Below are 24,319 nucleotides of genomic sequence, written 5' to 3'. Positions count from 1 at the left end.
CCCCGCAAGGGACTCCCGCGCATGTGAACCTGCGGGACGGTGAGAAACAATCTCGCGAGACAGATATGCAAGGGACGCTCCGGCGTCCCTTCCTTCTTTTCCGCCCTCCCCCGTTCCTGCTTACCGAGTGATCTGCCCTTCGTGTTCCCGGGCCAAACGAAACCCGCCCGGTAGAGTCCCGCCGTGCACCTCAAGGCCCTGACCCTGCGTGGTTTCAAGTCGTTCGCCTCCGCCACCACCCTGCGGTTCGAACCGGGCATCACCTGCGTCGTCGGTCCCAACGGCTCCGGAAAGTCCAATGTCGTCGACGCGCTCTCCTGGGTCATGGGAGAACAGGGCGCCAAGACCCTGCGCGGCGGCAAGATGGAGGACGTCATCTTCGCCGGCACCACCGGCCGCCCGCCCCTCGGCCGCGCCGAGGTGTCCCTCACCATCGACAACTCCGACGGCGCCCTGCCCATCGACTACACCGAAGTCACGATCACCCGGATCATGTTCCGGGGCGGCAGCAGCGAATACCAGATCAACGGCGACACCTGCCGTCTCCTCGACATCCAGGAACTCCTCAGTGACTCCGGAATCGGCCGTGAGATGCACGTCATCGTCGGCCAGGGCCAGCTCGACTCCGTCCTGCACGCCGACCCCACCGGCCGCCGCGCCTTCATCGAGGAGGCCGCCGGAGTCCTCAAACACCGCAAGCGCAAAGAGAAGGCGCTGCGGAAACTGGACGCGATGCAGGCAAACCTGTCCCGCGTCCAGGATCTCACCGACGAGCTGCGCCGCCAGCTCAAACCCCTCGGCCGCCAGGCCGCCGCCGCCCGCCGCGCCGCCGTCGTCCAGGCCGAACTGCGTGACGCCCGCCTCCGCCTCCTCGCCGACGATCTCGTACGTCTCCGGCAGGCCCTGCAGGCGGAACTGGCCGACGAGGCCGCCCTCAAGGAACGGAAGGAGGCCGCCGAGGCCGCGCTGAAGGACGCCCATGCGCGCGAGGCCGCCCTAGAGGACGAGGTACGCCGCCTCGCCCCCCGCCTCCAGCGCGCCCAGCACACCTGGCACGAGCTGTCCCGGCAGGCCGAACGCGTACGCGGCACCGTCTCCCTGGCCGAGGCCCGCGTCACCAGCGCCACCAGTCGGCCCCCCGAGGAACGGCACGGCCGCGACCCGGAGGACCTGGAACGGGAAGCCGCGCGTGTACGGGAACAGGAAGCAGGACTCCAGGCCGCCCTGGAGGCAGCGGAACACGCCCTGGACGACACCGTCGCCCACCGTGCCGAACTCGAACGGGCCCTGGCCGCGGAGGAGCGCCGCCTCAAGGACGCCGCCCGTGCCCTGGCCGACCGCCGCGAGGTCCTCGCCCGGCTCACCGCCCAGGCCGGTGCCGCCCGCTCCCGCGCCGCCGCCGCACAGGCCGAGATCGACCGGCTCGCCGCGGGCCGCGACGACGCCACCGAACGGGCCCTCACCGCTCAGGAGGAGTACGAGCGGCTCAAGGCCGAAGCCGACGCGCTCGACGCCGACGACGCCGGGACCGGACAGGCCCACGAAGCCGCCGAGGCGGAGCTGACGGACGCCGAAGCCGCCCTCGCCGCCGCACGCGACGCCGTCACCGACGCGGAGCGGCGCCGCGCCGCCACCCAGGCCCGCCACGACGCCCTCGCCCTCGGACTGCGCCGCAAGGACGGCACCGGCGCCCTTCTGGAAGCCCGCGACCGGCTCACCGGACTGCTGGGCCCCGCAGCGGAACTGCTCACCGTCACCCCCGGCTACGAGGTTCCCCTCGCCGCCGCGCTCGGCGCCGCCGCGGACGCCATCGCCGTCACCGGGCCCGCCGCCGCGGCCGAAGCCATCAGGCTGCTCCGCAAACAGGACGCGGGGCGCGCGGCGCTGCTGCCGGGCGGCGCGCCCGAGGAGGAGCCCCGCCCCGGGAACGCCGGCCTGACCTGGGCGGCCGGTCTCGTGAGCGGACCCGACACACTCCTGCCCGCCGTGCGGCGCCTGCTGCGGGACGTCGTGGTGGTCGGCACCCTGGAGGACGCCGAGGAACTCGTGTACGCGCGGCCCTCGCTCGTCGCGGTCACCGCCGAGGGCGATGTGCTGGGCGCCCACTTCGCGGCGGGCGGCTCCGCCGGCGCCCCGAGCCTCCTGGAGATCCAGGCCTCCGTCGACGAGGCCGCCGCCGAGCTCGAAGAGCTCGCCGTGCGGTGTGAGGAGCTGGCCGCCCGCAGGGAACGGGCCGCCGAGCGGCGGCAGCAGGCCGCGGTCCGCGTCGAGGAACTGGCCCAGCGGCGCCGCGCCGCCGACCGGGAGCGGTCCGCCGCCGCGCAGCAGGTCGCCCGCCTCGCCGGGCAGGCCCGCGCCGCGGCGGGCGAGGCCGAACGCACCGCAGCCGCCGTCGCTCGCGCGCAGGAGGCCCTGGACCGGGCGGTGGAGGATGCCGAGGAGCTGGCCGAACGGCTGCTGACCGCCCAGGAGGAACCCGTGGAGGAGGAGCCCGACACCTGCGTACGGGACCGCCTCAACGCCGACGGGGCCAACGCGCGCCAGACCGAGATGGAGGCCCGCCTCCAGGTCCGTACCCACGAGGAACGCGTCAAGGCGCTGGCCGGACGGGCCGACTCCCTCGACCGCGCCGCCCGCGCCGAGCGCGAGGCCCGCGCCCGCGCCGCACAGCGCCGCGCCCGGCTGCGCCACGAGGCCGAGGTCGCCGGGGCCGTCGCCGCCGGGGCCCGGCAGCTGCTCGCGCACATCGAGGTGTCCCTCGTACGCGCCGAGCAGGAACGGTCGGCCGCCGAGACCGCCAAGGCCGCCCGTGAGGAGGAGCTGGGCGCCGCCCGCGCCCTGGGCCGAAACCTCAAGGCCGAGCTGGACACACTGACCGACTCCGTGCACAGGGGGGAGGTGCTGGGCGCCGAGAAACGGCTGCGGATCGAGCAGCTGGAGACCCGTGCCCTGGAGGAGCTGGGTGTCGAACCGGCCGCGCTCGTCGCGGAGTACGGACCCGACCGGCCGGTACCGCCCGCGCCCCCGGCCGACGGCGAGCAGCTGCCTGAGGGGCCCGAGCACCCCCGCAACCGGTCCCGTCCCTTCGTACGGGCCGAACAGGAGAAGCGGCTGAAGGCCGCCGAGCGGGCGTACCAGCAGCTCGGGAAGGTGAACCCGCTCGCACTGGAGGAGTTCGCGGCACTGGAGGAACGCCACAGGTTCCTCAGCGAGCAGCTCGAAGACCTGAAGAAGACACGCACGCACCTGCTGCAGGTGGTGAAGGAGGTCGACGAGCGGGTCGAGCAGGTCTTCACCGAGGCCTACCAGGACACCGCCCGGGAGTTCGAGGGCGTGTTCTCCCGGCTCTTCCCGGGTGGCGAGGGGCGGCTGGTGCTGACCGACCCCGGCAGCATGCTCACCACGGGCGTGGACGTCGAGGCCCGGCCGCCCGGCAAGAAGGTCAAGCGGCTGTCGCTGCTGTCCGGCGGGGAGCGTTCGCTGACGGCGGTCGCCCTGCTCGTGTCCATCTTCAAGGCCAGGCCCAGCCCGTTCTACGTGATGGACGAGGTGGAGGCCGCGCTGGACGACACCAACCTCCAGCGGCTCATCGGGATCATGCGCGAACTCCAGGAGAGCTCGCAGCTCATCGTCATCACCCACCAGAAGCGGACCATGGAGGTCGCGGACGCGCTGTACGGGGTGTCGATGCAGGGCGACGGGGTGTCGAAGGTCGTCAGTCAGCGGCTCCGCTGAGCCGAGAGAACCCTTTTCGTTCAACTTCTGAAGATTCATCAGGGGCGGCTTCGGCTCGCATCACATCTCGCTAGGTCTTGACTTCGAGTCTTGAACGCATAGTCTCTCCAGCGTTGCTTTTTGCCTTCATGCCCGGCGACGAGGCCGGCGCCCAGGAGAACTCGTGACCAGCACCACGCGGCCCCCGGCATCGGGCGCCGGACAGGCCCAGGCGGACCACCTCAGCCACGTCGTCTTCATCACGGCCGCCGCCGCGATGGGCGGCTTCCTCTTCGGCTACGACAGCGCTGTCATCAACGGCGCCGTCGAGGCGATCCGGGACCGCTACGCCGTGGGGTCCGGTGCCCTGGCGCAGGTCATCGCCATCGCCCTCATCGGCTGCGCCGTCGGCGCGGCGATCGCCGGCCGCCTCGCGGACCGGATCGGCCGTATCAGCGTCATGCGGATCGCCGCCGCCCTCTTCTCCGTCAGTGCGATCGGCTCCGCCCTGCCCTTCACCCTGTGGGACCTGGCGCTCTGGCGGGTCGTCGGCGGCGTCGCCATCGGCATGGCCTCGGTGATCGGACCCGCGTACATCGCGGAGGTCGCGCCGGCCGCCTACCGGGGCCGCCTCGGTTCCTTCCAGCAGGCTGCCATCGTCATCGGTATCGCCGTCTCCCAGCTGGTCAACTGGGCCGTCCTCAACCTTGCGGACGGCCGGCAGCGCGGTGAGATCGCCGGGCTGGAGGCCTGGCAGTGGATGCTCGGCGTCGAGGTGCTGCCCGCCGTGCTGTACGGGCTGCTGTCCTTCGCCATCCCCGAGTCCCCGCGCTTCCTCATCTCGGCGGGCCGTCACGACCGGGCCCGCGAGGTCCTCGCGGAGGTCGAGGGGCGGGGCGTCGACCTCGACGCGCGGGTCGCGGAGATCGAGGACGCCATGCACCGAGAGCACAAGTCCACCTTCAAGGACCTGCTCACCGGCGGCCCGGGCCGGTTCCGGCTCCTGCCGATCGTCTGGATCGGCATCGGACTGTCCGTCTTCCAGCAGCTCGTCGGCATCAACGTCGCCTTCTACTACTCCGCCACCCTGTGGCAGTCCGTCGGCGTCGACCCCTCCAGTTCCTTCCTCTACTCATTCACCACCTCGATCATCAACATCGTCGGCACCGTGATCGCGATGGTCCTCGTCGACCGGGTCGGCCGCCGTCCGCTCGCCCTCGTCGGGTCCGCCGGCATGGCCCTCGCCCTCGCCCTGGAGGCCTGGGCGTTCTCCGCCGACCTCGTCGGCGGGAAGCTGCCCGGGACCCAGGGCGTCGTCGCCCTCGTCGCCGCCCACGCCTTCGTGCTCTTCTTCGCCCTGTCGTGGGGCGTCGTGGTCTGGGTGCTGCTCGGCGAGATGTTCCCCAACCGCATCCGCGCCGCCGCGCTCGGCGTCGCCGCCGCCGCTCAGTGGATCGCCAACTGGCTGATCACCGCGACCTTCCCGTCGCTGGCCGACTGGAACCTGTCCGGCACCTACGTGATCTACACGGTCTTCGCCGTGCTCTCCATCCCCTTCGTGCTCAAGTTCGTGAAGGAGACCAAGGGCAAGGCGTTGGAGGAGATGGGCTAATCCCCGCTGCCCCTCTCCTCATTCCTCCGGCTGCCCCGGCCCGCCTCCAGAGCGCGGTCCGGGGCAGCCGCTCGCCGTGCGGAGTGCGCGGTCGTACGAAAGGGCCGCCGGGCCCCGTACACCAGCGCCGCCACCACTGCCGTCAGCATCCACCCCAGCCCGTGCCGTCCCGGCCAGCTGTCCGCCAGCGGCCCCGCGAACCACTCCACGCGTGTGAACAGCAGCCCCACCACCAGTCCTGAAGCCCACCCGGCCACCGCCCGCCACGCGAACCCTCCCCGGTACCAGTAGCGACTCGACCGGGACGTGTCGAGCAGCGCCCCGCCGTCGTACGACCTGCGGCGCAGCATGTCCGCTCCGAACACCCCGATCCACGCGGAGAACGCCACTCCCAGCAGCGCCAGGAACGACACGAACGCGTCCAGGAAGCCCGTCGCCACCAGCATCAGCAGCGCCCCCAGCACCACGCTGATCACCGCGTTCAGCGCCACCGCCCACGCCCGCGGCAGCCGGAAACCCAGCGTCTGGGCGGTGAACCCGGCCGAGTACATCGACATCGCGTTGATCAGCAGCATGCCGACCAGCGCGATCAGCAGATAGGGCACCGACAGCCACAGCGGCAGCAGCGCCCCGATGAACGACACCGGATCCTGAGCGCGTGCCAGCCCCGGCGCGGAGTCCGCCATCACCGCCCCCATCACCACCAGCGGCAGCACCACGACCACCGCGCCCGCGACCGTCGCCCCCACCACCGCCCGGGCTGACGCCGTGCACGGCAGATAACGCGTGAAGTCCGGCGCGGACGGCGCCCAGCTGATCGCCCCCGCCACCAGCGTCCCCACCCCCACCACCATCAGCGGCACGGGACCCGCCGGGCGCGAGAACACCGCGCCCCAGTCCGTGTACGCCACCAGATGGCCCAGCACCAGCAGCGAGAACACCCCGAACAGATACGCCGACCAGCGGCAGCACCAGTGCAGCGCACCGATCCCCAGGCCCGACACCAGGAACGTGCCGCCCACGAACAGCAGCAGTGTGACCACGGTCAGCGGGGTGCCGCCCCGTACCCCGAACAGCAGGTCCAGCACCGTCAGCAGCGCGTACGAGCCGGTCACCGCGTTGACCGCCTCCCACCCCCAGCGCGCCACCCAGATCACCGACCCGGGCAGCAGGTTCCCGCGCTGCCCGAACACCGCCCGCGACAGCGCCATGCCCGGCGCGCCACCACGTTTGCCCGCGACCGAGACCAGACCGACGATCCCGTACGACACGACCGGCGCCGTCGCGGCCACGGCGAGCACCTGCCAGAAGTTCAGCCCGTGCAGCACGACCAGGCCCGCGCCGATCGTCAGCAGCAGCACCGTGATGTTCGCCGCCACCCAGGTCGGGAACAGTTCACGGACCCGGCCCACACGCTCGCTGTCGGGGACGGGCTCCAGGCCCCGGCTCTCGTACATTCACCGCACAATTCCCTAAAAGGGGACATTCGGGCAAGGGGGCCAGGGGTGTTCCGGTGGTGTCGCGCATACTGGACGCACCATGGAATTCGTCATCCTCGCTGTAGTCATCGCCCTGGTCGCGGTCGGAGCGGCCGGCTACCTCGTGGTGACCGGCCGCCGGAGCAAGCAGCTGCCGCCGTCCGGGGCCCCGACCGCCACCCCGACCATCACCGCCCCGCCCGCCGAACCGCACGTCGGCGAGGAGGCGGAGGAGCCACGAGAAGAGCCTCGCCGCACGATCGAGGAGGTCGCCCTCCCGACCGCCGAGGAGATCGTCGAGGAGCCGACCGCCGTCGAAGACCCGGTCATGGCCGCTCCCCCGGCGCCCGAGATCGAGGTCCCGGCGCCGACCGCGGGCCGCCTCGTCCGCCTGCGGGCCCGGCTGGCCCGGTCCCAGAACTCCCTGGGCAAGGGTCTGCTCACGCTGCTCTCCCGCGAACACCTCGACGAGGACACCTGGGAGGAGATCGAGGACACCCTCCTCACCGCGGACGTCGGTGTCGCGCCCACCCAGGAACTCGTCGAGCGCCTGCGTGAGCGGGTCAGGGTGCTCGGCACCCGCACCCCCGACGAGCTGCGCGCCCTCCTCCGCGAGGAGCTGCTGGCCCTGGTGGGCACCGACTTCGACCGCACGGTCAGGACCGAGAGCGACACGGACGCCCCGGGCATCGTCATGGTCGTCGGCGTCAACGGCACCGGCAAGACCACCACGACCGGCAAGCTCGCGCGGGTCCTCGTGGCCGACGGCCGCTCCGTCGTCCTGGGTGCCGCCGACACCTTCCGCGCCGCCGCCGCGGACCAGCTCCAGACCTGGGGCGAGCGTGTGGGTGCCCGTACCGTGCGCGGGCCGGAGGCCGGGGACCCGGCTTCGGTCGCGTACGACGCGGTGAAGGAAGGTATCGCCGAGGGCGCCGACGTCGTGCTCATCGACACCGCCGGCCGCCTCCACACCAAGACCGGGCTCATGGACGAACTGGGCAAGGTCAAGCGCGTCGTGGAGAAGCACGCACCGCTCGACGAGGTCCTGCTGGTCCTGGACGCCACGACCGGTCAGAACGGGCTCGTTCAGGCGCGGGTCTTCGCGGAGGTCGTCGACATCACCGGCATCGCCCTCACCAAGCTCGACGGCACCGCGAAGGGCGGCATCGTCGTCGCGGTCCAGCGCGAACTGGGCGTCCCCGTCAAGCTCGTCGGCCTGGGCGAGGGCCCGGACGACCTGGCGCCGTTCGAACCGGAGGCGTTCGTCGACGCCCTGATCGGCGACGGGGCCTGACCTGACCGCCGGGGGCTCCGCCCCCAGGCCCCCGCTGCCGCGGCTTCGTCACTCGTCCTCGAACGCCGGGCGGGCTTGTCCGGCCCTCCGGCGTTCGAGGAGCAGGGGTCCGGGGGCGGACCCCCGACTACGCCCGGTGGCAGATGTACGCCAGCGTGCCCAGCAGCAGCCGTGCCTGCGGCGGCGCGTGGGGCGCGTCCAGCGACGGGGCCCGCAGCCAGCGCACGGGACCCTCGCCGCCCAGGTCCGACGGCGGCGCCGTCATGTGCGCGCCCGGCCCGAGGCACCGCAGGTCCAGGTCCGCGTCGTCCCACCCCATCCGGTACAGCAGCCCCGGCAGTTCCCGCGCCGCGCCGGGCGCGACCAGGAACTGCGCCCGTCCTGTGGGCGTCACACACACGGGGCCCAGCGGCAGCCCCATCCGCTCCAGCCGCACCAGGGCCCGCCGCCCCGCCTCCTCCGCCACCTCCAGCACGTCGAACGCCCGCCCCACCGGCAGCAGCAACGACGCCCCCGGGAACCGGGACCAGGCGTCCGTCACCGCGTCCAGCGGTGCCCCCGACGGCACCACCGGCGCGAAACCCAGCGGGTGCGCCCCCGGGGCCGTACACGAGGCGTCGCCGCAGGAGCACTCGCCCGCCGAGGCCCGCGTGCCCGGCACCACGTCCCAGCCCCACAGGCCGGTGTACTCGGCCGCGGCCGTGCACTCCGCCGAGCGGACCGCCCGCCGACGGGACCCCGTCAACCCCGTGAACCCGGTGAATCCCGTCCACCCGGAGCGCATGTCGCGGATGCGCGTGCCGCCGATCGTGAAGCCCATGCCCCCTCCAACGGGTCCGCCTCGCCGGTGGTTACGACCCGGAGTTCTCGTGTGACGCTGTGTACCGCCGTCCCTCTTTCGAGTGGCGTACGGAAGTGAGCGCCGTAGTGCGCCCGCTCGCGCGCGCCGCCCGGAGCGTCAGTGCGCCGGGCTCCAGATCGTCATGTGTCAAGTGAATCGCGCCCCACCTCAGGCGGGTTCATTCGAAGGGGTGGCGAATGGTGGCGTTTACGGAAACCGCCTCGCGGGGCGGGTGATCGTAGGATTACTTTCGGTGCCCGAACCCCGGGTACGGTCCTGGCTCGTGGGTATGCCGGAGGCAACGAGTTCACGCCGGATTCCCGTGCGGAGGGGTCAACTCCGGGACGGCAGGCCACAACAGGCGGCAGTCTGATACAGGTTCGGGCAACACACAGCGACACGGCGGATGGGGGCCTTCCAGTGGGTGGCAGCGGCGCAGACGGTCAATCGGCTACCGGGAAGCGCCCGAACGAGCAGCTCAGCTCGTGGTTCGTGCGCAGCGGCTGGTCGAAGGGCGAGCTGGCGCGACAAGTGAACCGCCGGGCGCGCCAGATGGGCGCACATCACATCAGTACCGACACCTCGCGCGTGCGCCGCTGGCTCGACGGAGAGCAGCCCCGCGAGCCCATTCCGCGCATCCTCTCCGAACTGTTCTCGGAACGCTTCGGCGCGGTCGTCGCCATCGAGGACCTCGGGCTGCGCGCAGCGCACCAGTCCCCGTCGGTCGGCGGTGTCGACCTGCCCTGGGCCGGCCCCCAGACCGTCTCGCTGCTCAGCGAGTTCTCCCGGAGCGACCTCATGCTCGCCCGGCGCGGCTTCCTCGGCACCTCCCTCGCCCTCGCCGCCGGCCCGGCCCTCATCGAGCCGATGCAGCGCTGGCTGGTCCCCACCCCCGGCGGCGACCGGCTGGAACCCGCCGGAGCCGGCCGCCGCTCGTACAAGCTCTCCAAGGCGGAACTGGAGATGCTGGAGACCACCACCGTGATGTTCCGCAAATGGGACGCACAGTGCGGCGGCGGACTGCGCCGCAAGGCCGTCGTCGGCCAGCTCCACGAGGTCACCGACCTGCTCCAGGAGTCCCACCCCGCCGCCACCGCCCAGCGCCTCTTCCGCTGCGCGGCCGAACTCGCCCAGCTCGCCGGATGGATGAGCTACGACGTGGGCCTCCAGCCCACCGCCCAGAAGTACTTCGTCCTCGCCCTGCACGCCGCCAAGGAAGCCGGGGACAAGCCGCTCGGGTCGTACATCCTGTCCTCGATGAGCCGTCAGATGATCCACCTCGGACGGCCCGACGACGCCCTCGAACTCATCCACCTCGCCCAGTACGGCAGCCGCGACTGCGCCACCGCCCGCACCCAGGCCATGCTGTATGCGATGGAGGGCCGCGCCTACGCCAACATGGGCCAGCCCAGCAAGTGCAAGCGGGCCGTCCGCATGGCCGAGGACACCTTCGTCGACGCCGGACTCGACGACACCCCGGAACCCAACTGGATCGGGTTCTTCTCGGAAGCCGAACTCAACGCCGAGAACTCCCACTCGTACCGGGACCTCGCCTATGTCGCCGGACGCAGCCCCAGCTACGCCTCCATGGCCGAACCCGTGATGCAGCGGGCCGTCGACCTGTTCGCCAAGGACGACGTCCACCAGCGTTCGTACGCCCTCAACCTCGTCGGCATGGCGACCGTGCACCTTCTGAAGAAGGAACCCGAACAGGCCGCCCTCCGCGCCGGCCAGTGCCTCACCGTCGCCAAGCGCGTCCGCTCCGAACGGGTCAACACCCGGCTCCGCAAGACCGTCGCCAACGCCGCCCGTGACTACTCCGACCTGCCGCAGGTCATCGACCTCACGGAACGGCTCGCCGCGGAGCTTCCCGAGAACGCCGACGCCGCCGTCTGAACCGAACGGCCCGGTCCTCCGGCCGCCCGCGCCGCACGGCCCCGCACACTCCGGCCGCGACAGTCCACCCCGTACAGCCCGAACCGGTTCCCCCACCGCCAGGTCGACGGGTGCGACTGCCGCGGCCGGCCCATGCCCGCCACCGCCTCACGGGGCACCGACGCGGGCAGAGGGTACTCCCGTTACCCAACCGTGATGCGCGAGTTCATGGTGACGTAACACGCCCCGCCCGTTCGTCACCGCCCCGAAACAACCCGCGGCATCCGCCGAAACCGCGCTGCGACAGCCTCCTGCGTCATAACCGGCCACCCCTCTTCAGCCGCGCAGCCTCCCCGGCTCCGCACCCCGCACAGGCCGACCGACGACGAGGAGACCGCCGAGATGTCCCCAGGCATCCTGACGCTTGCCGCAGAGGAAGCACCCGCCATCTCTGCCGCCAACACCGGCTTCATGCTGATCTGCTCCGCCCTGGTCATGCTGATGACCCCGGGCCTCGCCTTCTTCTACGGAGGCATGGTCCGCGTCAAGAGCACCCTCAACATGCTGATGATGAGCTTCGTCAGCCTCGGGATCGTCACGATCCTCTGGGTGCTCTACGGCTTCAGCATCGCCTTCGGCACCGACACCGGATCGGTCATCGGCTGGTCCTCCGACTACGTCGGACTCAGCGGCATCGGACGCGACGCGATCTGGGGCGAGACGAACATCCCCGTCTTCGTCTTCGCCGTCTTCCAGCTGATGTTCGCCATCATCACCCCCGCCCTCATCAGCGGCGCCCTCGCCGACCGCGTCAAGTTCGGCGCCTGGGTCCTCTTCATCACCCTCTGGGTCACCGTCGTCTACTTCCCGGTCGCCCACTGGGTGTGGGGCGACGGCGGCTGGCTGTTCGACATGGGCGTCATCGACTTCGCCGGCGGCACCGCCGTCCACATCAACGCGGGAGCCGCCGCACTCGGCGTCATCCTGGTCATCGGCAAGCGCGTCGGCTTCAAGAAGGACCCGATGCGCCCCCACAGCCTCCCGCTCGTCATGCTCGGCGCCGGCCTCCTGTGGTTCGGCTGGTTCGGCTTCAACGCCGGCTCCTGGCTCGGCAACGACGACGGCGTCGGCGCCGTGATGTTCGTCAACACCCAGGTCGCCACCGCCGCCGCCGTCCTCGCCTGGCTCGCCTACGAGAAGGTCCGCCACGGCGCCTGCACCACCCTCGGCGCCGCTTCCGGCGCCGTCGCCGGCCTCGTCGCCATCACCCCGTCAGGCGGCTCCGTCAGCCCCCTCGGCGCGATCGCCGTCGGCGCCGTCGCCGGTCTCCTCTGCGCCATGGCCGTCGGCCTCAAGTACAAGTTCGGCTACGACGACTCCCTCGACGTCGTCGGCGTCCACCTCGTCGGCGGCATCATCGGCTCGGTCCTCGTCGGCTTCTTCGCCACCGGCGGCGTCCAGTCCGACGCCAAGGGCCTCTTCTACGGCGGCGGCGTCGACCAGCTCATCAAGCAGGTCATCGGTGTCGTGGCCGTCCTCGCCTACTCGCTCGTGGTCTCCGGCATCCTGGCTCTGATCATCCACAAGACCATGGGCATGCGGGTCAGCGAGGACGACGAGATCTCCGGCATCGACCAGGTCGAGCACGCCGAGACCGCCTACGACTTCAGCGGAACCGGCGCCTCCTCCCGGAAGACCGCCGTCTCCGCCGCCGCTCCCTCCGCCACGCCCGGCGGGACCACCGCCGAGGCGCAGGCCACGACCAAGAAGGTGGACGCATGAAGCTCATCACGGCCATCGTCAAGCCGCACCGGCTGGACGAGATCAAGGAGGCCCTCCAGGCCTTCGGAGTCCAGGGCCTGACCGTCGCCGAGGCCAGCGGGTACGGCCGCCAGCGCGGCCACACCGAGGTCTACCGGGGCGCCGAGTACACCGTCGACCTCGTCCCCAAGATCCGCATCGAGGTCCTCGTCGAGGACGACGACGCCGAACAGCTCATCGACGTCATCGTCAAGGCCGCCCGCACCGGCAAGATCGGTGACGGCAAGGTCTGGAGCGTCCCGGTCGAGACCGCCGTACGCGTCCGCACCGGCGAACGCGGCCCCGACGCGCTGTAACCCGACGAACGGACACGGCAGACGGAACCCGGCCCACGGGTTCCGGCGTACGGACAAGGAGCTGCTGGGCGTGACGAGCCTCGATGTGAACGACACCGACGAAGACTCGGGACCCAGCGGCTACGCGGCGGCCCGGCTGAGCCTCCTCCGGCAGGAGGCCCGGCCCGGGCCGCCGCGCCGTGCCGCCCTCGCCCGGCTCACCGACGACTGGCTGGCCGCGCTCTTCACCGCCGCCGCCCCGCCCCGCGGCACCGCCCTCGTCGCCGTCGGCGGCTACGGCCGCGGCGCCCTCTCCCCGCGCAGCGACCTCGACCTGCTCCTCCTGCACGACGGCACCGCCGACCCCGGCGCCGTCGCCGCCCTCGCGGACCGCGTCTGGTACCCGGTCTGGGACCTCGGCCTCGCCCTCGACCACTCGGTCCGCACCCCGGCCGAAGCCCGAAGGACCGCCGGAGAGGACCTGAAGGTCCAGCTCGGACTGCTCGACGCCCGCCCCCTCGCCGGGGACCTCGGCCTCGTCGCCGCCCTGCGCACCACGGTGCTCGCGGACTGGCGCAACCAGGCCCCCAAGCGCCTCCCCGAACTCCACGAGCTGTGCACCGAGCGGGCCGAGCGGGCCGGCGAACTGTCCTTCCTCCTCGAACCCGACCTCAAGGAGGCCCGCGGCGGTCTCCGCGACGCCACCGCCCTGCGCGCCGTCGCCGCCTCCTGGCTCGCCGACGCTCCCCGCGAAGGCCTCGGCGACGCCGCCCGCACTCTCCTCGACACCCGCGACGCCCTCCACCTCACCACCGGCCGCGCCACCGACCGCCTCAGCCTCCAGGAACAGGACCAGGTCGCCGCCGCCCTCGGCCTCCTCGACGCCGACACCCTGCTGCGGCACGTGTACGAAGCGGCACGCACCATCGCGTACGCCTCCGACGTCACCTGGCGCGAGGTCCACCGCGTCCTGCGCGCCCGCTCCACCCGGCCCCGGCTCCGCGCCCTGCTCGGCGCCCGCGGCCCGTCCGGCGGGAAACCCCAGCCCGAGCGCACACCGCTGGCCGAAGGCGTCGTCGAGATGGACGGGGAAGCCGTCCTCGCACGGACCGCCCGCCCCGAACGCGATCCCGTCCTGCCCCTGCGCGCCGCCGCGGCCGCCGCCCAGTCCGGACTCCCGCTGTCCCGGCACGCCGTACGCCGCCTCGCGGAGGGCGCCAAGCCGCTGCCCACGCCCTGGCCCGCCGAGGCCCGCGAACAGCTCGTCACCCTGCTCGGCGCGGGTGAGGCCACCCTCGCCGTATGGGAGGCGCTGGAAGCCGAGGGCCTGGTCACCCGGCTCATCCCCGACTGGGAGCGGGTCCGCTTCCGTCCCCAGCGCAACCCCGTGCACACCTGGACCGTGGACCGCCACCTGGTCGAGGCCGCCGTACGGGCCTCCTCCCTGACACGCCGCGTCGGCCGTCCCGACCTGCTGCTCGTCGCGGCGCTCCTGCACGACATCGGCAAGGGCTGGCCCGGAGACCACTCCGTCGCGGGCGAGACCATCGCGCGCGACGTGGCGGTGCGGATCGGGTTCGACCAGGACGACGCCGAGGTCCTGGCCGTCCTCGTACGGCACCACCTTCTCCTCATCGACACGGCGACCCGGCGCGACCTGGACGACCCGGCCACCGTCGAGTCCGTGGCCAAGGCGGTGGGCAGCGTGCCGGCCCTTGAGCTGCTGCACGCCCTGACCGAGGCCGACGCTCTGGCGACCGGGCCCGCCGCCTGGTCCTCCTGGCGGGCCTCCCTGGTCGCGGACCTGGTCGCCCGAGTGGCGGCGGCGCTGGCCGGAGACGCCCCGCCGGTCGCGGCGGTCGCGGCGCCCAGCGCCGAGGAGGAACGGCTGGCCGTGGAGGCGCTGCGCACCGGGGAGCCGGTGCTGAGCCTGCACGCCGAGGCCGCCCCGCAGGACGACGAGCCCGAGCCGGTGGGCGTGGAGCTGCTGATCGCCCTGCCCGACCAGGCGGGTGTCCTCCCGGCCGTCGCCGGGGTGCTGGCGCTGCACCGGCTGACCGTGCGGTCGGCGGACCTGAGGGCCATCGACCTGGACGCCATGGGCGCCGCCGGGCCCCCTGTCCTGGTGCTGAACTGGCGGGTGGCGGCCGAGTACGGGTCGCTTCCGCAGGCCGCGCGGCTGCGGGCCGATCTCGTACGGGTGCTGGACGGGTCCCTGGACGTGGCCGCCCGGCTGGCGGAGCGGGACGCCGCCTACCCGAGACGGCGCGGGGTCCAGGCGCCTCCGCCCCGGGTGACGGTCGCCCCCGCGGGGTCGGCGGCGCGTGCGACGGTGCTGGAGGTGCGGGCCCAGGACGCGCCGGGGCTGCTGCACCGGATCGGGCGGGCGCTGGAGGGGGCGGACGTGCGGGTGCGGAGCGCGCATGTGAGCACCTTGGGGGCCAATGCCGTGGACACGGTGTACGTGACGTCACCGGAGGGTGCCTCGCTGCCGGCGGCGGAGGCGGCCGAGGTGGCGGGCATGGTGCAGAGGGCGCTGTCCTGAGCGAGTCCCGGCCGCCGCCGAGGTGCTGGACGGGCCGGAGCGCTTCCCGCGCCGACCGTGTCCGCGCCCGGCGTGGTCACCTGCTCCCCGCACACGCGGGGCTCGGCCCCTTCTTCCGAATCCGGCGGGCGAGGGCGTTCCCATTGCGCGGCCAGATACCCTTGAGTCCGACTGTCCACCCGCCCCCTAGACCCAAGGATCCGCGACCGCCGTGTTCGATACCCTCTCCGACCGCCTTGCAGCGACTTTCAAGGGCCTCCGCGGCAAAGGCCGTCTGAGCGAGGCGGACATCGATGCCACCGCCCGCGAGATCCGTATCGCGCTGCTTGAGGCGGACGTCGCCCTGCCCGTGGTGCGGGCCTTCATCAAGAGCGTGAAGGAGAGGGCGACCGGCGCCGAGGTCTCCAAGGCGCTGAATCCCAGCCAGCAGGTCATCAAGATCGTCAACGAGGAGCTCGTCGGGATCCTGGGCGGCGAGACCCGCCGGCTCCGTTTCGCCAAGCAGTCCCCGACGGTGATCATGCTGGCCGGTCTCCAGGGTGCCGGTAAGACCACCCTCGCCGGAAAGCTCGGCAAGTGGCTCCAGGGCCAGGGCCACGCGCCGCTGCTCGTCGCCTGCGACCTTCAGCGGCCCAACGCCGTCAACCAGCTCAGCGTCGTCGCCGAGCGTGCGGGCGTCGGGGTCTACGCGCCGCAGCCGGGCAACGGCGTCGGTGACCCGGTGCAGGTCGCGAAGGACTCGATCGAGTACGCGCGGACCAAGCAGCACGACATCGTGATCGTCGACACCGCCGGTCGCCTGGGCATCGACCAGGAGATGATGCAGCAGGCCGCGGACATCCGCGACGCCGTCGGCCCCGACGAGATCCTGTTCGTCGTCGACGCCATGATCGGTCAGGACGCCGTCAACACCGCCGAGGCGTTCCGCGACGGCGTCGGCTTCGACGGCGTGGTCCTCTCCAAGCTCGACGGCGACGCCCGCGGTGGTGCCGCGCTCTCCGTCGCGCACGTCACCGGCCGCCAGATCATGTTCGCCTCCAACGGCGAGAAGCTGGACGACTTCGACGCGTTCCACCCGGACCGCATGGCGTCCCGCATCCTCGGCATGGGCGACGTCCTCTCGCTGATCGAGAAGGCCGAGCAGACCTTCAGCCAGGAAGAGGCCGCCAAGATGGCCTCCAAGCTGGCGAGCAGCAAGGGCAAGGACTTCACACTCGACGACTTCCTGGCCCAGATGGAGCAGGTCCGGAAGATGGGCAGCATCTCGAAGCTCCTGGGGATGCTGCCCGGCATGGCGCAGATGCGGGACCAGATCAACAACATCGACGAGCGGGACGTGGACCGCACCGCCGCGATCATCAAGTCCATGACTCCGGGCGAGCGGCAGGACCCGACGATCATCAACGGCTCGCGCCGCGCGCGTATCGCCAAGGGCTCCGGTGTGGACGTCAGCACCGTGAAGTCGCTGGTGGAGCGGTTCTTCGAGGCGCGGAAGATGATGTCCCGCATGGCGCAGGGCGGCGGCATGCCGGGGATGCCGGGCATCCCCGGCATGGGCGGTGGCCCCGGGCGGCAGAAGAAGCAGCAGAAGCAGGCGAAGGGCAAGCGGCGCAGCGGCAACCCGATGAAGCGGAAGGCCGAGGAGCAGGCCGCCGCCGCGCGCCGGGAGCAGACGCAGGCCGAGCAGGCCGGAACGGCCTTCGGGCTTCCGGCGGGCGAGCCCGGCAAGGACTTCGAGCTGCCGGACGAGTTCAAGAAGTTCATGGGCTGACGGCCCGTCCTCGTGGCGGACCGGCAAGGGGCACCCTTCCCTGGAGGGTGCCCCTTGCGCATGCCGCGACGTACGGGCAGATCGCCCACTCATATGCATCCCATATGTCGGAGTTATGGTCATACAGCGATAATCGCTCCGTGACCAGTTCCGTGCCCCCGCGCGACCGCACCGATCAGCCCTGGCGCTCCGAGGGGGCGCCGCCGCCCCCGCCCGCCAGGCGGAAGATGCCCGGGGGCTGGCTGGGGCTGCTGCTCGCCGCCGCGGTGGTGTTCCTGGTGACGAACCTGATCCTGCAGTCCTTCAACGGCGGCGACGAGCCGACGATCTCGTACACGGAGTTCAGCAGGCAGGTCGCGGCGGGCAACGTCTCGACCATCTACTCCAAGGGCGATGCGATCGAGGGGGAACTGAAGGACAAGCAGCCGGTCCCGGACGGCGACGGCGACTACACGAAGTTCACGACGCAGCGGCCGCTGTTCGCCGAGGACGACCTGTGGCAGCAGCTGACGGCGCAGAACGTGACGGTGACGGCCGAGCCGGTGGTGGAGCGGCCCGGGCTCCTCACGAATCTGCTGTTCTCGATGGCGCCGATCGTGCTGCTGGTGGTGCTGTGGTTGTTCATCGCCCGGCGGATGAGAGCGGGACTGGCCGGGGGAGCGGGCGGCATGCTGGGGCGGAAGGAGCCGCCGAAGCCGGTGGAGGTGGAGGCGGGGAGGCGGACGACGTTCGACGACGTGGCGGGGATCGACGAGGTGCGGGGCGAGCTGAACGACGTCGTGGACTTCCTGAGGAACCCCGAGGCGTACTGGCGCATGGGTGCCAAGATGCCGCGCGGGGTGCTGCTGTCCGGTCCGCCGGGAACGGGCAAGACGCTGCTGGCGCGGGCCGTGGCGGGAGAGGCGGGGGTGCCGTTCTTCTCGGCCTCGGCGTCCGAGTTCATCGAGATGATCGTGGGTGTGGGCGCGTCCCGGGTGCGGGAGCTGTTCAACGAGGCCCGCAAGGTGGCTCCCGCGATCATCTTCATCGACGAGATCGACACCATCGGGCGGGCCCGGGGCGCGGGCGCCGGGATGGGCGGGCACGACGAGCGTGAGCAGACGCTGAACCAGATCCTCACCGAGATGGACGGCTTCTCGGGCTCCGAGGGCGTCATCGTGATCGCCGCGACGAACAGGGCGGACGTTCTCGACCCGGCGCTGACCCGGCCGGGCCGCTTCGACCGGGTGGTCAGCGTGAGCCCGCCGGACCGGGGCGGTCGTGAGGCGATCCTGCGGATCCACACGCGGGGCATCCCGCTGGCCCCGGACGTGGACCTGCTGCAGGTGGCGCGGACGACGCCGGGGATGACGGGCGCGGACCTGGCCAACCTGGCGAACGAGGCCGCGCTGCTGGCGGTGAAACGGCGGCAGGAGCAGGTGACGCAGTCGGACCTGTCGGACGCGCTGGAGAAGGTCCAGCTGGGGGCCGAGCGGCAGCTGGTGATGCCGGTGGAGGAGCGGCGCCGGACGGCCTTTCACGAGAGCGGTCACGCGCTGCTGGGGATGCTGCAGCCGGGCGCGGACCCGGTGCGGAAGGTGACGATCGTGCCGCGCGGGCGGGCGCTGGGGGTGACGCTGTCGACACCGGACACCGACAAGTACGCGTACACCGAGGAGTACCTGCGGGGGCGGATCATCGGGGCGCTGGGCGGGATGGCGGCCGAGGAGGTCGTGTTCGGGGTGGTGACGACGGGCTCGGAGAGCGATCTTGAGCAGGTGACGAATCTGGCGCGGGGCATGGTGGGGCGCTGGGGGATGAGCGACCGGGTGGGGCGGCTCACCGCGATTCCGTCGGATGCGCAGCAGGCCTACGGGCTGTCGGCCGCGCCGGGCACGCTGGACACGGTGGACAGTGAGATGCGGCGGATCGTCGACGAGTGCTACGAGAGCGCCTGCCGGCTGCTGCGGGACAACCGGGCCCGGCTGGACGGGCTGGCCGGGGCACTGCTGGAGAGCGAGACGCTCGACGAGGACGCCGCGTACCGTGCCGCCGGTGTCCCCCGTCTCAGGAAGAACGGCGACCAGGGGTAACCCGCGGCCCCGGCCCGACCCGGGGTCCGGCTGGGTTTACGGAATCCTAGCGACGAGGTAACGGAACACGTTCGGCATCCACACCGTGCCGTCGGGCCGGGTGTGCGGGTGCAGCGCCTCGGTGATCTCCTTCTCCACCGTGGCCAGGTCGCAGGCCCGCACCGCGGCGTCGAAGTGCCCGGTGGACAGCAGTCCGCGGACGGCGCTGTCGGTGTCGGCGTAGCCGAAGGGACAGGACACACGGCCCGAGCCGTCAGGGCGCAGGCCCGCGCGGGCGGCGACGTCCTCCAGCTCGTCGCGGAGTGCGGGCCGCCAGGCGTCGCCGGGGCGGAGCCGTTCGGTGAGCCGGGCGGCGACCTGCAGGACGCCGGAGGTGGCGCAGCGTTCGGGCGGTCCCCACCCGGCCAGGACGACGGTGCCGCCGCGTTCCGCCAGCCGTGCGGCGGCGCTGAGGGTGGGTACCAGGGCGTCGGCGTCCCCGGCGGTGCACCCGATCGGCTGAAGCGCGGTGACGAGGTTGTACGCGGGCCGGCCGGGGTCGGTGGCCTGCGCGGCCTCGTCCGGCCCGCCGTACAGGAGGGTGGTCTCCAGCCGGGGCGCGTCCCTGTGACGTGTCCCGGAAACAGCCGGGTGGGCGGTGACGGCGGGGTCGGGCAGCAGCCGCTGCCGGGCGAGGTCCACCCGTGCGTGGTCGGTGTCGACACCCGTGACCCGGGCTCCGCGCGCGGCGGCCATGAGGAGGGCCAGGCCGGAGCCGCAGCCGAGGCCGAGCAGCCGCGTTCCGGTGCCCACTTCCAGGCGCTCGTACACCGCCTCGTAGAGCGGCACCAGCATGCGCTCCTGGATCTCCGCCCAGTCGCGGGCGCGCCCCGGCGCGCGGGACACCGCCGGAGCGGCCGGGGCCGGGTGGGGGTGGTGCTGGACGAGCATGGGTGTCATCGAAAGCGCCCCAATCAGCCGAGAGGTCCACCTGTGCGTCCGTGCCCTGATTGACAGCCCCCGTGTGCGCGCCCGCACGTCCGTGATGCCGGAGTACTCCGCATCCATGCCAGAGAACTCCGCATCCGGCCCCGCGTCCAGGGGGCGGGCGCGGGTTGGGCGGCGCAATGCGCGCGTGCCCCGGTCGTGCGCCCCCTGGGCCGGCACGAACCTTCTCCATAGTGAGGGCGCCGTACGATTCCCGCCATGCCAGCGAGGTCGGTGCCCCGTGCACCGTGTCGCCCGGGTACTGTCGCCTCCGCGCACTCCGGCTCGCCTCCCCGCCCCACCGGCCCGGCAGGAGCTACGTACCACCTTGCGGCGGGCTGCACGGCTTGTTCCGTACAACGGCGCACCGGCCCTACATCGGCGCACTGGCCCTCGTCAGAGCACATCAACGGCAACTGACGGGTACGTGCAAATTATTTGGGATGCCCCGTAATGGAACCCCCTGGACCTCCGGCTCGTTGTCACGACGTGAGCACGACACCACCTGTCCTCGCCGCAGAACTGGCACAGGCGTGGGCCGACATTCAGCGGTACCACCCCGAGCTGCCCGATCTCGCCGCACCCGAGTCCCTGATCGGAGAGTCGTCGTCCGCCTGTGGCGCCGAGCTCTCCTTCGAGCGACTGCTCCATGAGGCAGTCCACGGCATCGCCGCCGCGCGAGGTGTCCGTGACACCTCGCGCGCCGGCCGCTACCACAACCGCCGTTTCTTGGCGATCGCCGAGGAGATGGGCCTGGACCACCCGGACGAGCCACATCCGAGCAGTGGCTTCTCCCTGGTCGCGCTCAATCCCGAGGCGCGGCGCCGGTACCGGCCGACCATCGAGCGGCTCCAGCGCGCCCTGAAGGCGCACACGGCCGCCACGGCCGCCGACACCAAGCGCTCCTTCCGTGGGCCGGCCGCACGGCACGGCTCTTCGGGCGGCGGTGTGCGGGTCAAGGCGGTGTGCGACTGCGGCCGCAACGTGCGGGTCGTCCCCTCTGTCCTGGCGCAGGCGCCGATCGTCTGCGGCGGCTGCGGAAAGCCGTTCCGCATCCCGGAGACCGTCGGCGCGGCACGGTGACAGGCCGTCGCCGGGTGCCACGCCCCGCGGCCGGACAGGCGCGCGGGGTGTGGCACAATGGCTAGCTGTACTCGACAGTCGAACAGGACCCCTCTCTCCTCCGGCTGACGCGTCCATCGGGCAATTCGAGTACCGCAACCCCACGCGGCATCTCGTCGTGCCCCACCTCGTCAAGACCAGGAGACACCACACCCGTGGCAGTCAAGATCAAGCTGAAGCGTCTGGGCAAGATCCGTTCGCCTCACTACCGCATCGTCGTCGCCGACTCCCGCACCCGCCGTGACGGCCGGGCCATCGAGGAGATCGGTCTGTACCACCCGACGTACAACCCCTCGCGCATCGAGGTCGACTCGGAGCGCGCGCAGTACTGGCTGTCCGTCGGTGCCCAGCCGACCGAGCCGGTTCTCGCCATCCTGAAGCTGACCGGTGACTGGCAGAAGCACAAGGGCCTGCCCGCCCCGGAGAAGCCGCTCCTGACCCCGGCCACGAAGGAAGAGAAGCGCTCGACCTTCGAGGAGTTCGCCAAGACGCTCGAGGGCGACGACACCAAGGGTGAGGCCATCACCCCCAAGGCCAAGAAGGCTGACAAGGCTGACGCCGAGTCCGCCGACGAGTCGACCGAGGCCTGAGCATGCTCGACGAGGCTCTTGAGCACCTCGTGAAGGGCATTGTCGACAACCCCGACGATGTGCGGGTCGCCTCCCGCGACCTGCGCCGCGGACGCGTGCTGGAGGTCCGGGTGCACCCCGACGACCTCGGCAAGGTGATCGGCCGCAACGGCCGCACCGCCCGCGCGCTGCGCACCGTCGTGGGGGCCCTCGGCGGGCGCGGGATCCGGGTCGACCTCGTCGACGTGGACCAGGTTCGCTGAGCGAAGTCGCTGTGTTCTCCGGGGGATGACCCCCGGACTCCCAGCCGGACAGCAGGTCTGCCGACCTGGCCGGCATGGGCCTCGCACGGCGAAGCTGGATGAGCACCGGCGCACGGGCCGGGGAGGGCTGCGGCCCACCCCGGCCCGTCGTCGTACGACAGGAGAGTGTCAGAAAGTGCAGCTGGTAGTCGCACGGATCGGCCGCGCCCATGGCATCAAGGGCGAAGTCACCGTCGAGGTACGCACGGACGAGCCCGAGCTGCGGCTCGGGCCCGGAGCCGTGCTGGCCACCGACCCGGCCGGCACCGGGCCGCTGACCATCGAGAGCGGCCGGGTGCACAGCGGCCGACTCCTCCTTCGGTTCGAAGGCGTCCGTGACCGGACCGCGGCGGAGGCGCTGCGGAACACCCTGCTCATCGCGGACGTCGACCCGGAGGAGCGGCCGGAGGACCCCGACGAGTACTACGACCACCAGCTGATCGACCTGGACGTGGTCCTGGCCGACGGCACCCCGGTCGGCCGGATCAGCGAGATCTCCCACCTGCCCTCCCAGGACCTGTTCATCGTCGAACGGCCCGACGGCAGCGAGGTCATGGTCCCGTTCGTCGAGGAGATCGTCGCCGGCATCGATCTCGACGAGCAGAAGGCGGTCATCACCCCGCCGCCCGGCCTCATCGACGACCGCGCCGAGGTCGCCTCCGCACGCGAGGGCTCCGGCGCTGCTTCCGACGCCGACGCCGACGCCGACGCAGGCTCCGGATCCGGTGAGGACGCGCGCTGATGAGGCTCGACGTCGTCACGATCTTCCCCGAGTACCTCGACCCGCTGAACGTCTCCCTCGTCGGCAAGGCACGCGCGCGCGGCCGGCTGGACGTCCATGTGCACGACCTGCGGCGCTGGACGTACGACCGGCACCACACCGTCGACGACACTCCCTACGGCGGCGGCCCCGGCATGGTCATGAAGACCGACCCCTGGGGCGACGCCCTGGACGACGTCCTGGCCTCCGGATACGAGGCCGGAGCCCACGGTCCCGTCCTTGTCGTCCCCACCCCCAGCGGTCGCCCCTTCACCCAGGAGGTCGCGGTCGAGCTGTCCCAGCGCCCGTGGCTGGTCTTCACCCCCGCGCGGTACGAGGGCATCGACCGGCGCGTCGTGGACGAGTACGCCACCCGGATGCCGGTGTACGAGGTGTCCATCGGGGACTACGTCCTGGCCGGGGGCGAGGCCGCCGTCCTGGTGATCACCGAGGCCGTGGCCCGGCTGCTGCCCGGCGTCCTCGGCAACGCGGAGTCGCACCGCGACGACTCCTTCGCCCCGGGAGCCATGGCCAACCTGCTGGAGGGCCCCGTCTACACCAAGCCGCCCGAGTGGCGGGGCCGCGGCATTCCCGACGTGCTCCTGAGCGGCCACCACGGGAAGATCGCCCGCTGGCGCCGTGACGAGGCATTCCGCCGTACCGCGGAGAACCGGCCCGACCTCATCGAGCGCTGCGACCCCGCCGTCTTCGACAAGAAGGACCGGGAGACCCTCTCCATCCTGGGCTGGGCCCCCGAGCCCGGTGGCCGATTTTGGCGTAAGACCGAGGCCGTGGAAGAATAGACCGCTGCTGTACGTCCGGACGGCGCCCCTGCCACAGGGGGTCGTGCGCCGCCCCCGACGGACAGTCGCTCGAACCCCGTTTCTAGTTGCCGCTGATGACCTGTGGCATCAGTGAGGAAGCAGACGACATGTCTCACGTGCTCGACGCCGTCAACTCCGCCTCCCTGCGGACCGACATCCCGGCGTTCCGTCCCGGTGACACCGTGAACGTCCACGTTCGCGTCATCGAGGGCAACCGCTCCCGTATCCAGCAGTTCAAGGGTGTCGTCATCCGCCGCCAGGGCGCGGGCGTCTCCGAGACCTTCACCGTCCGCAAGGTCTCCTTCTCGGTGGCCGTCGAGCGTACCTTCCCGGTGCACAGCCCGATCTTCGAGAAGATCGAGCTCGTCACCCGTGGTGACGTCCGCCGCGCCAAGCTGTACTACCTCCGTGACCTGCGCGGCAAGGCCGCCAAGATCAAGGAGAAGCGCGAGAACTGAGCATCCGCTCAGCCCGCGCG

Annotated in this window: 18 protein-coding genes; 15 read left to right on the top strand and 3 right to left on the bottom strand. The window is 71.9% G+C overall.

From position 1 onward, the window contains the following. Positions 1 to 183 precede the first annotated feature (183 nt). Complete coding sequence (gene smc / locus I3F58_RS17265; protein WP_240109511.1) at positions 184 to 3,735, top strand: chromosome segregation protein SMC; 3,552 nt, start codon at positions 184 to 186, stop codon at positions 3,733 to 3,735. 163 nt (positions 3,736 to 3,898) lie between these two features. Next, positions 3,899 to 5,326 carry a sugar porter family MFS transporter gene (locus I3F58_RS17260; RefSeq protein ID WP_240109510.1) on the top strand — a complete coding sequence of 476 codons (1,428 nt, stop codon included), beginning with the start codon at positions 3,899 to 3,901 and terminating at the stop codon, positions 5,324 to 5,326. Here the strand turns inward: I3F58_RS17260 and I3F58_RS17255 are convergent. Continuing rightward, positions 5,323 to 6,783 carry a cytosine permease gene (locus tag I3F58_RS17255; protein ID WP_240109509.1) on the bottom strand — a complete coding sequence of 487 codons (1,461 nt, stop codon included), beginning with the start codon at positions 6,781 to 6,783 and terminating at the stop codon, positions 5,323 to 5,325. The genes I3F58_RS17260 and I3F58_RS17255 overlap by 4 nt on opposite strands. Positions 6,784 to 6,865: 82 nt before the next feature. Here I3F58_RS17255 and ftsY point away from each other — a divergent pair, with 82 nt between their 5' ends. Continuing rightward, positions 6,866 to 8,098 carry a signal recognition particle-docking protein FtsY gene (gene ftsY / locus I3F58_RS17250; protein WP_240109508.1) on the top strand — a complete coding sequence of 411 codons (1,233 nt, stop codon included), beginning with the start codon at positions 6,866 to 6,868 and terminating at the stop codon, positions 8,096 to 8,098. A 127-nt stretch (positions 8,099 to 8,225) separates the two neighbouring features. On the opposite strand, the gene I3F58_RS17245 is transcribed toward ftsY, so the two are convergent. Continuing rightward, complete coding sequence (locus I3F58_RS17245; RefSeq protein ID WP_240109507.1) at positions 8,226 to 8,918, bottom strand: bifunctional DNA primase/polymerase; 693 nt, start codon at positions 8,916 to 8,918, stop codon at positions 8,226 to 8,228. 441 nt (positions 8,919 to 9,359) lie between these two features. On the opposite strand from I3F58_RS17245, the gene I3F58_RS17240 reads away from it, so the two are divergent. From I3F58_RS17240 to ftsH, 6 genes are all read left to right on the top strand, one after another. Further along, the gene (locus tag I3F58_RS17240; protein ID WP_240109506.1) at positions 9,360 to 10,835 is read left to right on the top strand and encodes a hypothetical protein; all 1,476 of its coding nucleotides are present in this window, start codon (positions 9,360 to 9,362) and stop codon (positions 10,833 to 10,835) included. Positions 10,836 to 11,216: 381 nt separating this feature from the next. After that, a complete protein-coding gene (locus I3F58_RS17235; protein ID WP_240109505.1) occupies positions 11,217 to 12,596 on the top strand; it encodes an ammonium transporter in 1,380 nt (459 codons plus the stop codon). Next, the gene (locus tag I3F58_RS17230) at positions 12,593 to 12,931 is read left to right on the top strand and encodes a P-II family nitrogen regulator (protein ID WP_240109504.1); all 339 of its coding nucleotides are present in this window, start codon (positions 12,593 to 12,595) and stop codon (positions 12,929 to 12,931) included. Before I3F58_RS17235 ends, I3F58_RS17230 begins: the two co-directional genes overlap by 4 nt. 70 nt (positions 12,932 to 13,001) lie before the next feature. Next, on the top strand, positions 13,002 to 15,455 hold the full coding sequence (locus tag I3F58_RS17225; RefSeq protein ID WP_240109503.1) for a [protein-PII] uridylyltransferase: 2,454 nt from the start codon (positions 13,002 to 13,004) through the stop codon (positions 15,453 to 15,455). 211 nt (positions 15,456 to 15,666) lie between these two features. Further along, positions 15,667 to 17,226 carry a signal recognition particle protein gene (gene ffh / locus I3F58_RS17220; RefSeq protein ID WP_240109502.1) on the top strand — a complete coding sequence of 520 codons (1,560 nt, stop codon included), beginning with the start codon at positions 15,667 to 15,669 and terminating at the stop codon, positions 17,224 to 17,226. 140 nt (positions 17,227 to 17,366) lie between these two features. Next, complete coding sequence (gene ftsH, locus I3F58_RS17215; RefSeq protein WP_240109501.1) at positions 17,367 to 19,298, top strand: ATP-dependent zinc metalloprotease FtsH; 1,932 nt, start codon at positions 17,367 to 17,369, stop codon at positions 19,296 to 19,298. 36 nt (positions 19,299 to 19,334) lie between these two features. On the opposite strand, the gene I3F58_RS17210 is transcribed toward ftsH, so the two are convergent. After that, complete coding sequence (locus I3F58_RS17210; RefSeq protein WP_240109500.1) at positions 19,335 to 20,237, bottom strand: methyltransferase domain-containing protein; 903 nt, start codon at positions 20,235 to 20,237, stop codon at positions 19,335 to 19,337. Positions 20,238 to 20,717: 480 nt separating this feature from the next. Between I3F58_RS17210 and I3F58_RS17205 the strand changes: the two genes are divergently transcribed. From I3F58_RS17205 to rplS, 6 genes are all read left to right on the top strand, one after another. Beyond that, positions 20,718 to 21,347 carry a hypothetical protein gene (locus tag I3F58_RS17205; protein ID WP_240109499.1) on the top strand — a complete coding sequence of 210 codons (630 nt, stop codon included), beginning with the start codon at positions 20,718 to 20,720 and terminating at the stop codon, positions 21,345 to 21,347. A 194-nt stretch (positions 21,348 to 21,541) separates the two neighbouring features. Next, positions 21,542 to 21,976, top strand: a complete 435-nt coding sequence (gene rpsP, locus I3F58_RS17200; protein WP_240109498.1) for a 30S ribosomal protein S16 — start codon at positions 21,542 to 21,544, stop codon at positions 21,974 to 21,976. A 2-nt stretch (positions 21,977 to 21,978) separates the two neighbouring features. Beyond that, entirely contained in the window at positions 21,979 to 22,218 is a 240-nt protein-coding gene (locus tag I3F58_RS17195) for an RNA-binding protein (RefSeq protein WP_240109497.1), read from the top strand. Between the two features lie 175 nt (positions 22,219 to 22,393). Further along, complete coding sequence (rimM, locus tag I3F58_RS17190) at positions 22,394 to 22,999, top strand: ribosome maturation factor RimM (RefSeq protein WP_240109496.1); 606 nt, start codon at positions 22,394 to 22,396, stop codon at positions 22,997 to 22,999. Then, positions 22,999 to 23,820 (top strand): tRNA (guanosine(37)-N1)-methyltransferase TrmD, encoded by an 822-nt coding sequence (trmD, locus tag I3F58_RS17185; protein ID WP_240109495.1) that lies wholly within the window; start codon positions 22,999 to 23,001, stop codon positions 23,818 to 23,820. Before rimM ends, trmD begins: the two co-directional genes overlap by 1 nt. Before the next feature lie 128 nt (positions 23,821 to 23,948). After that, on the top strand, positions 23,949 to 24,299 hold the full coding sequence (gene rplS, locus I3F58_RS17180) for a 50S ribosomal protein L19 (RefSeq protein WP_240109494.1): 351 nt from the start codon (positions 23,949 to 23,951) through the stop codon (positions 24,297 to 24,299). Positions 24,300 to 24,319: the final 20 nt, after the last annotated feature.

It is taken from the genome of Streptomyces sp. MUM 203J (assembly GCF_022414595.1).
Classification (GTDB): Bacteria; Actinomycetota; Actinomycetes; order Streptomycetales; family Streptomycetaceae; genus Streptomyces.
This window is presented reverse-complemented; position numbering and strand designations above follow the sequence as displayed.

Coding starts and splice junctions, on each gene's coding strand:
- I3F58_RS17255 (WP_240109509.1), bottom strand. CDS start 6,783: ATGTACGAGAGCCGGGGCCTGGAGCCCGTCCCCGACAGCGAGCGTGTG.
- ftsY (WP_240109508.1), top strand. CDS start 6,866: ATGGAATTCGTCATCCTCGCTGTAGTCATCGCCCTGGTCGCGGTCGGA.
- I3F58_RS17245 (WP_240109507.1), bottom strand. CDS start 8,918: ATGGGCTTCACGATCGGCGGCACGCGCATCCGCGACATGCGCTCCGGG.
- I3F58_RS17235 (WP_240109505.1), top strand. CDS start 11,217: ATGTCCCCAGGCATCCTGACGCTTGCCGCAGAGGAAGCACCCGCCATC.
- I3F58_RS17230 (WP_240109504.1), top strand. CDS start 12,593: ATGAAGCTCATCACGGCCATCGTCAAGCCGCACCGGCTGGACGAGATC.
- I3F58_RS17210 (WP_240109500.1), bottom strand. CDS start 20,237: ATGACACCCATGCTCGTCCAGCACCACCCCCACCCGGCCCCGGCCGCT.
- I3F58_RS17205 (WP_240109499.1), top strand. CDS start 20,718: ATGGAACCCCCTGGACCTCCGGCTCGTTGTCACGACGTGAGCACGACA.
- I3F58_RS17195 (WP_240109497.1), top strand. CDS start 21,979: ATGCTCGACGAGGCTCTTGAGCACCTCGTGAAGGGCATTGTCGACAAC.
- trmD (WP_240109495.1), top strand. CDS start 22,999: ATGAGGCTCGACGTCGTCACGATCTTCCCCGAGTACCTCGACCCGCTG.
- rplS (WP_240109494.1), top strand. CDS start 23,949: ATGTCTCACGTGCTCGACGCCGTCAACTCCGCCTCCCTGCGGACCGAC.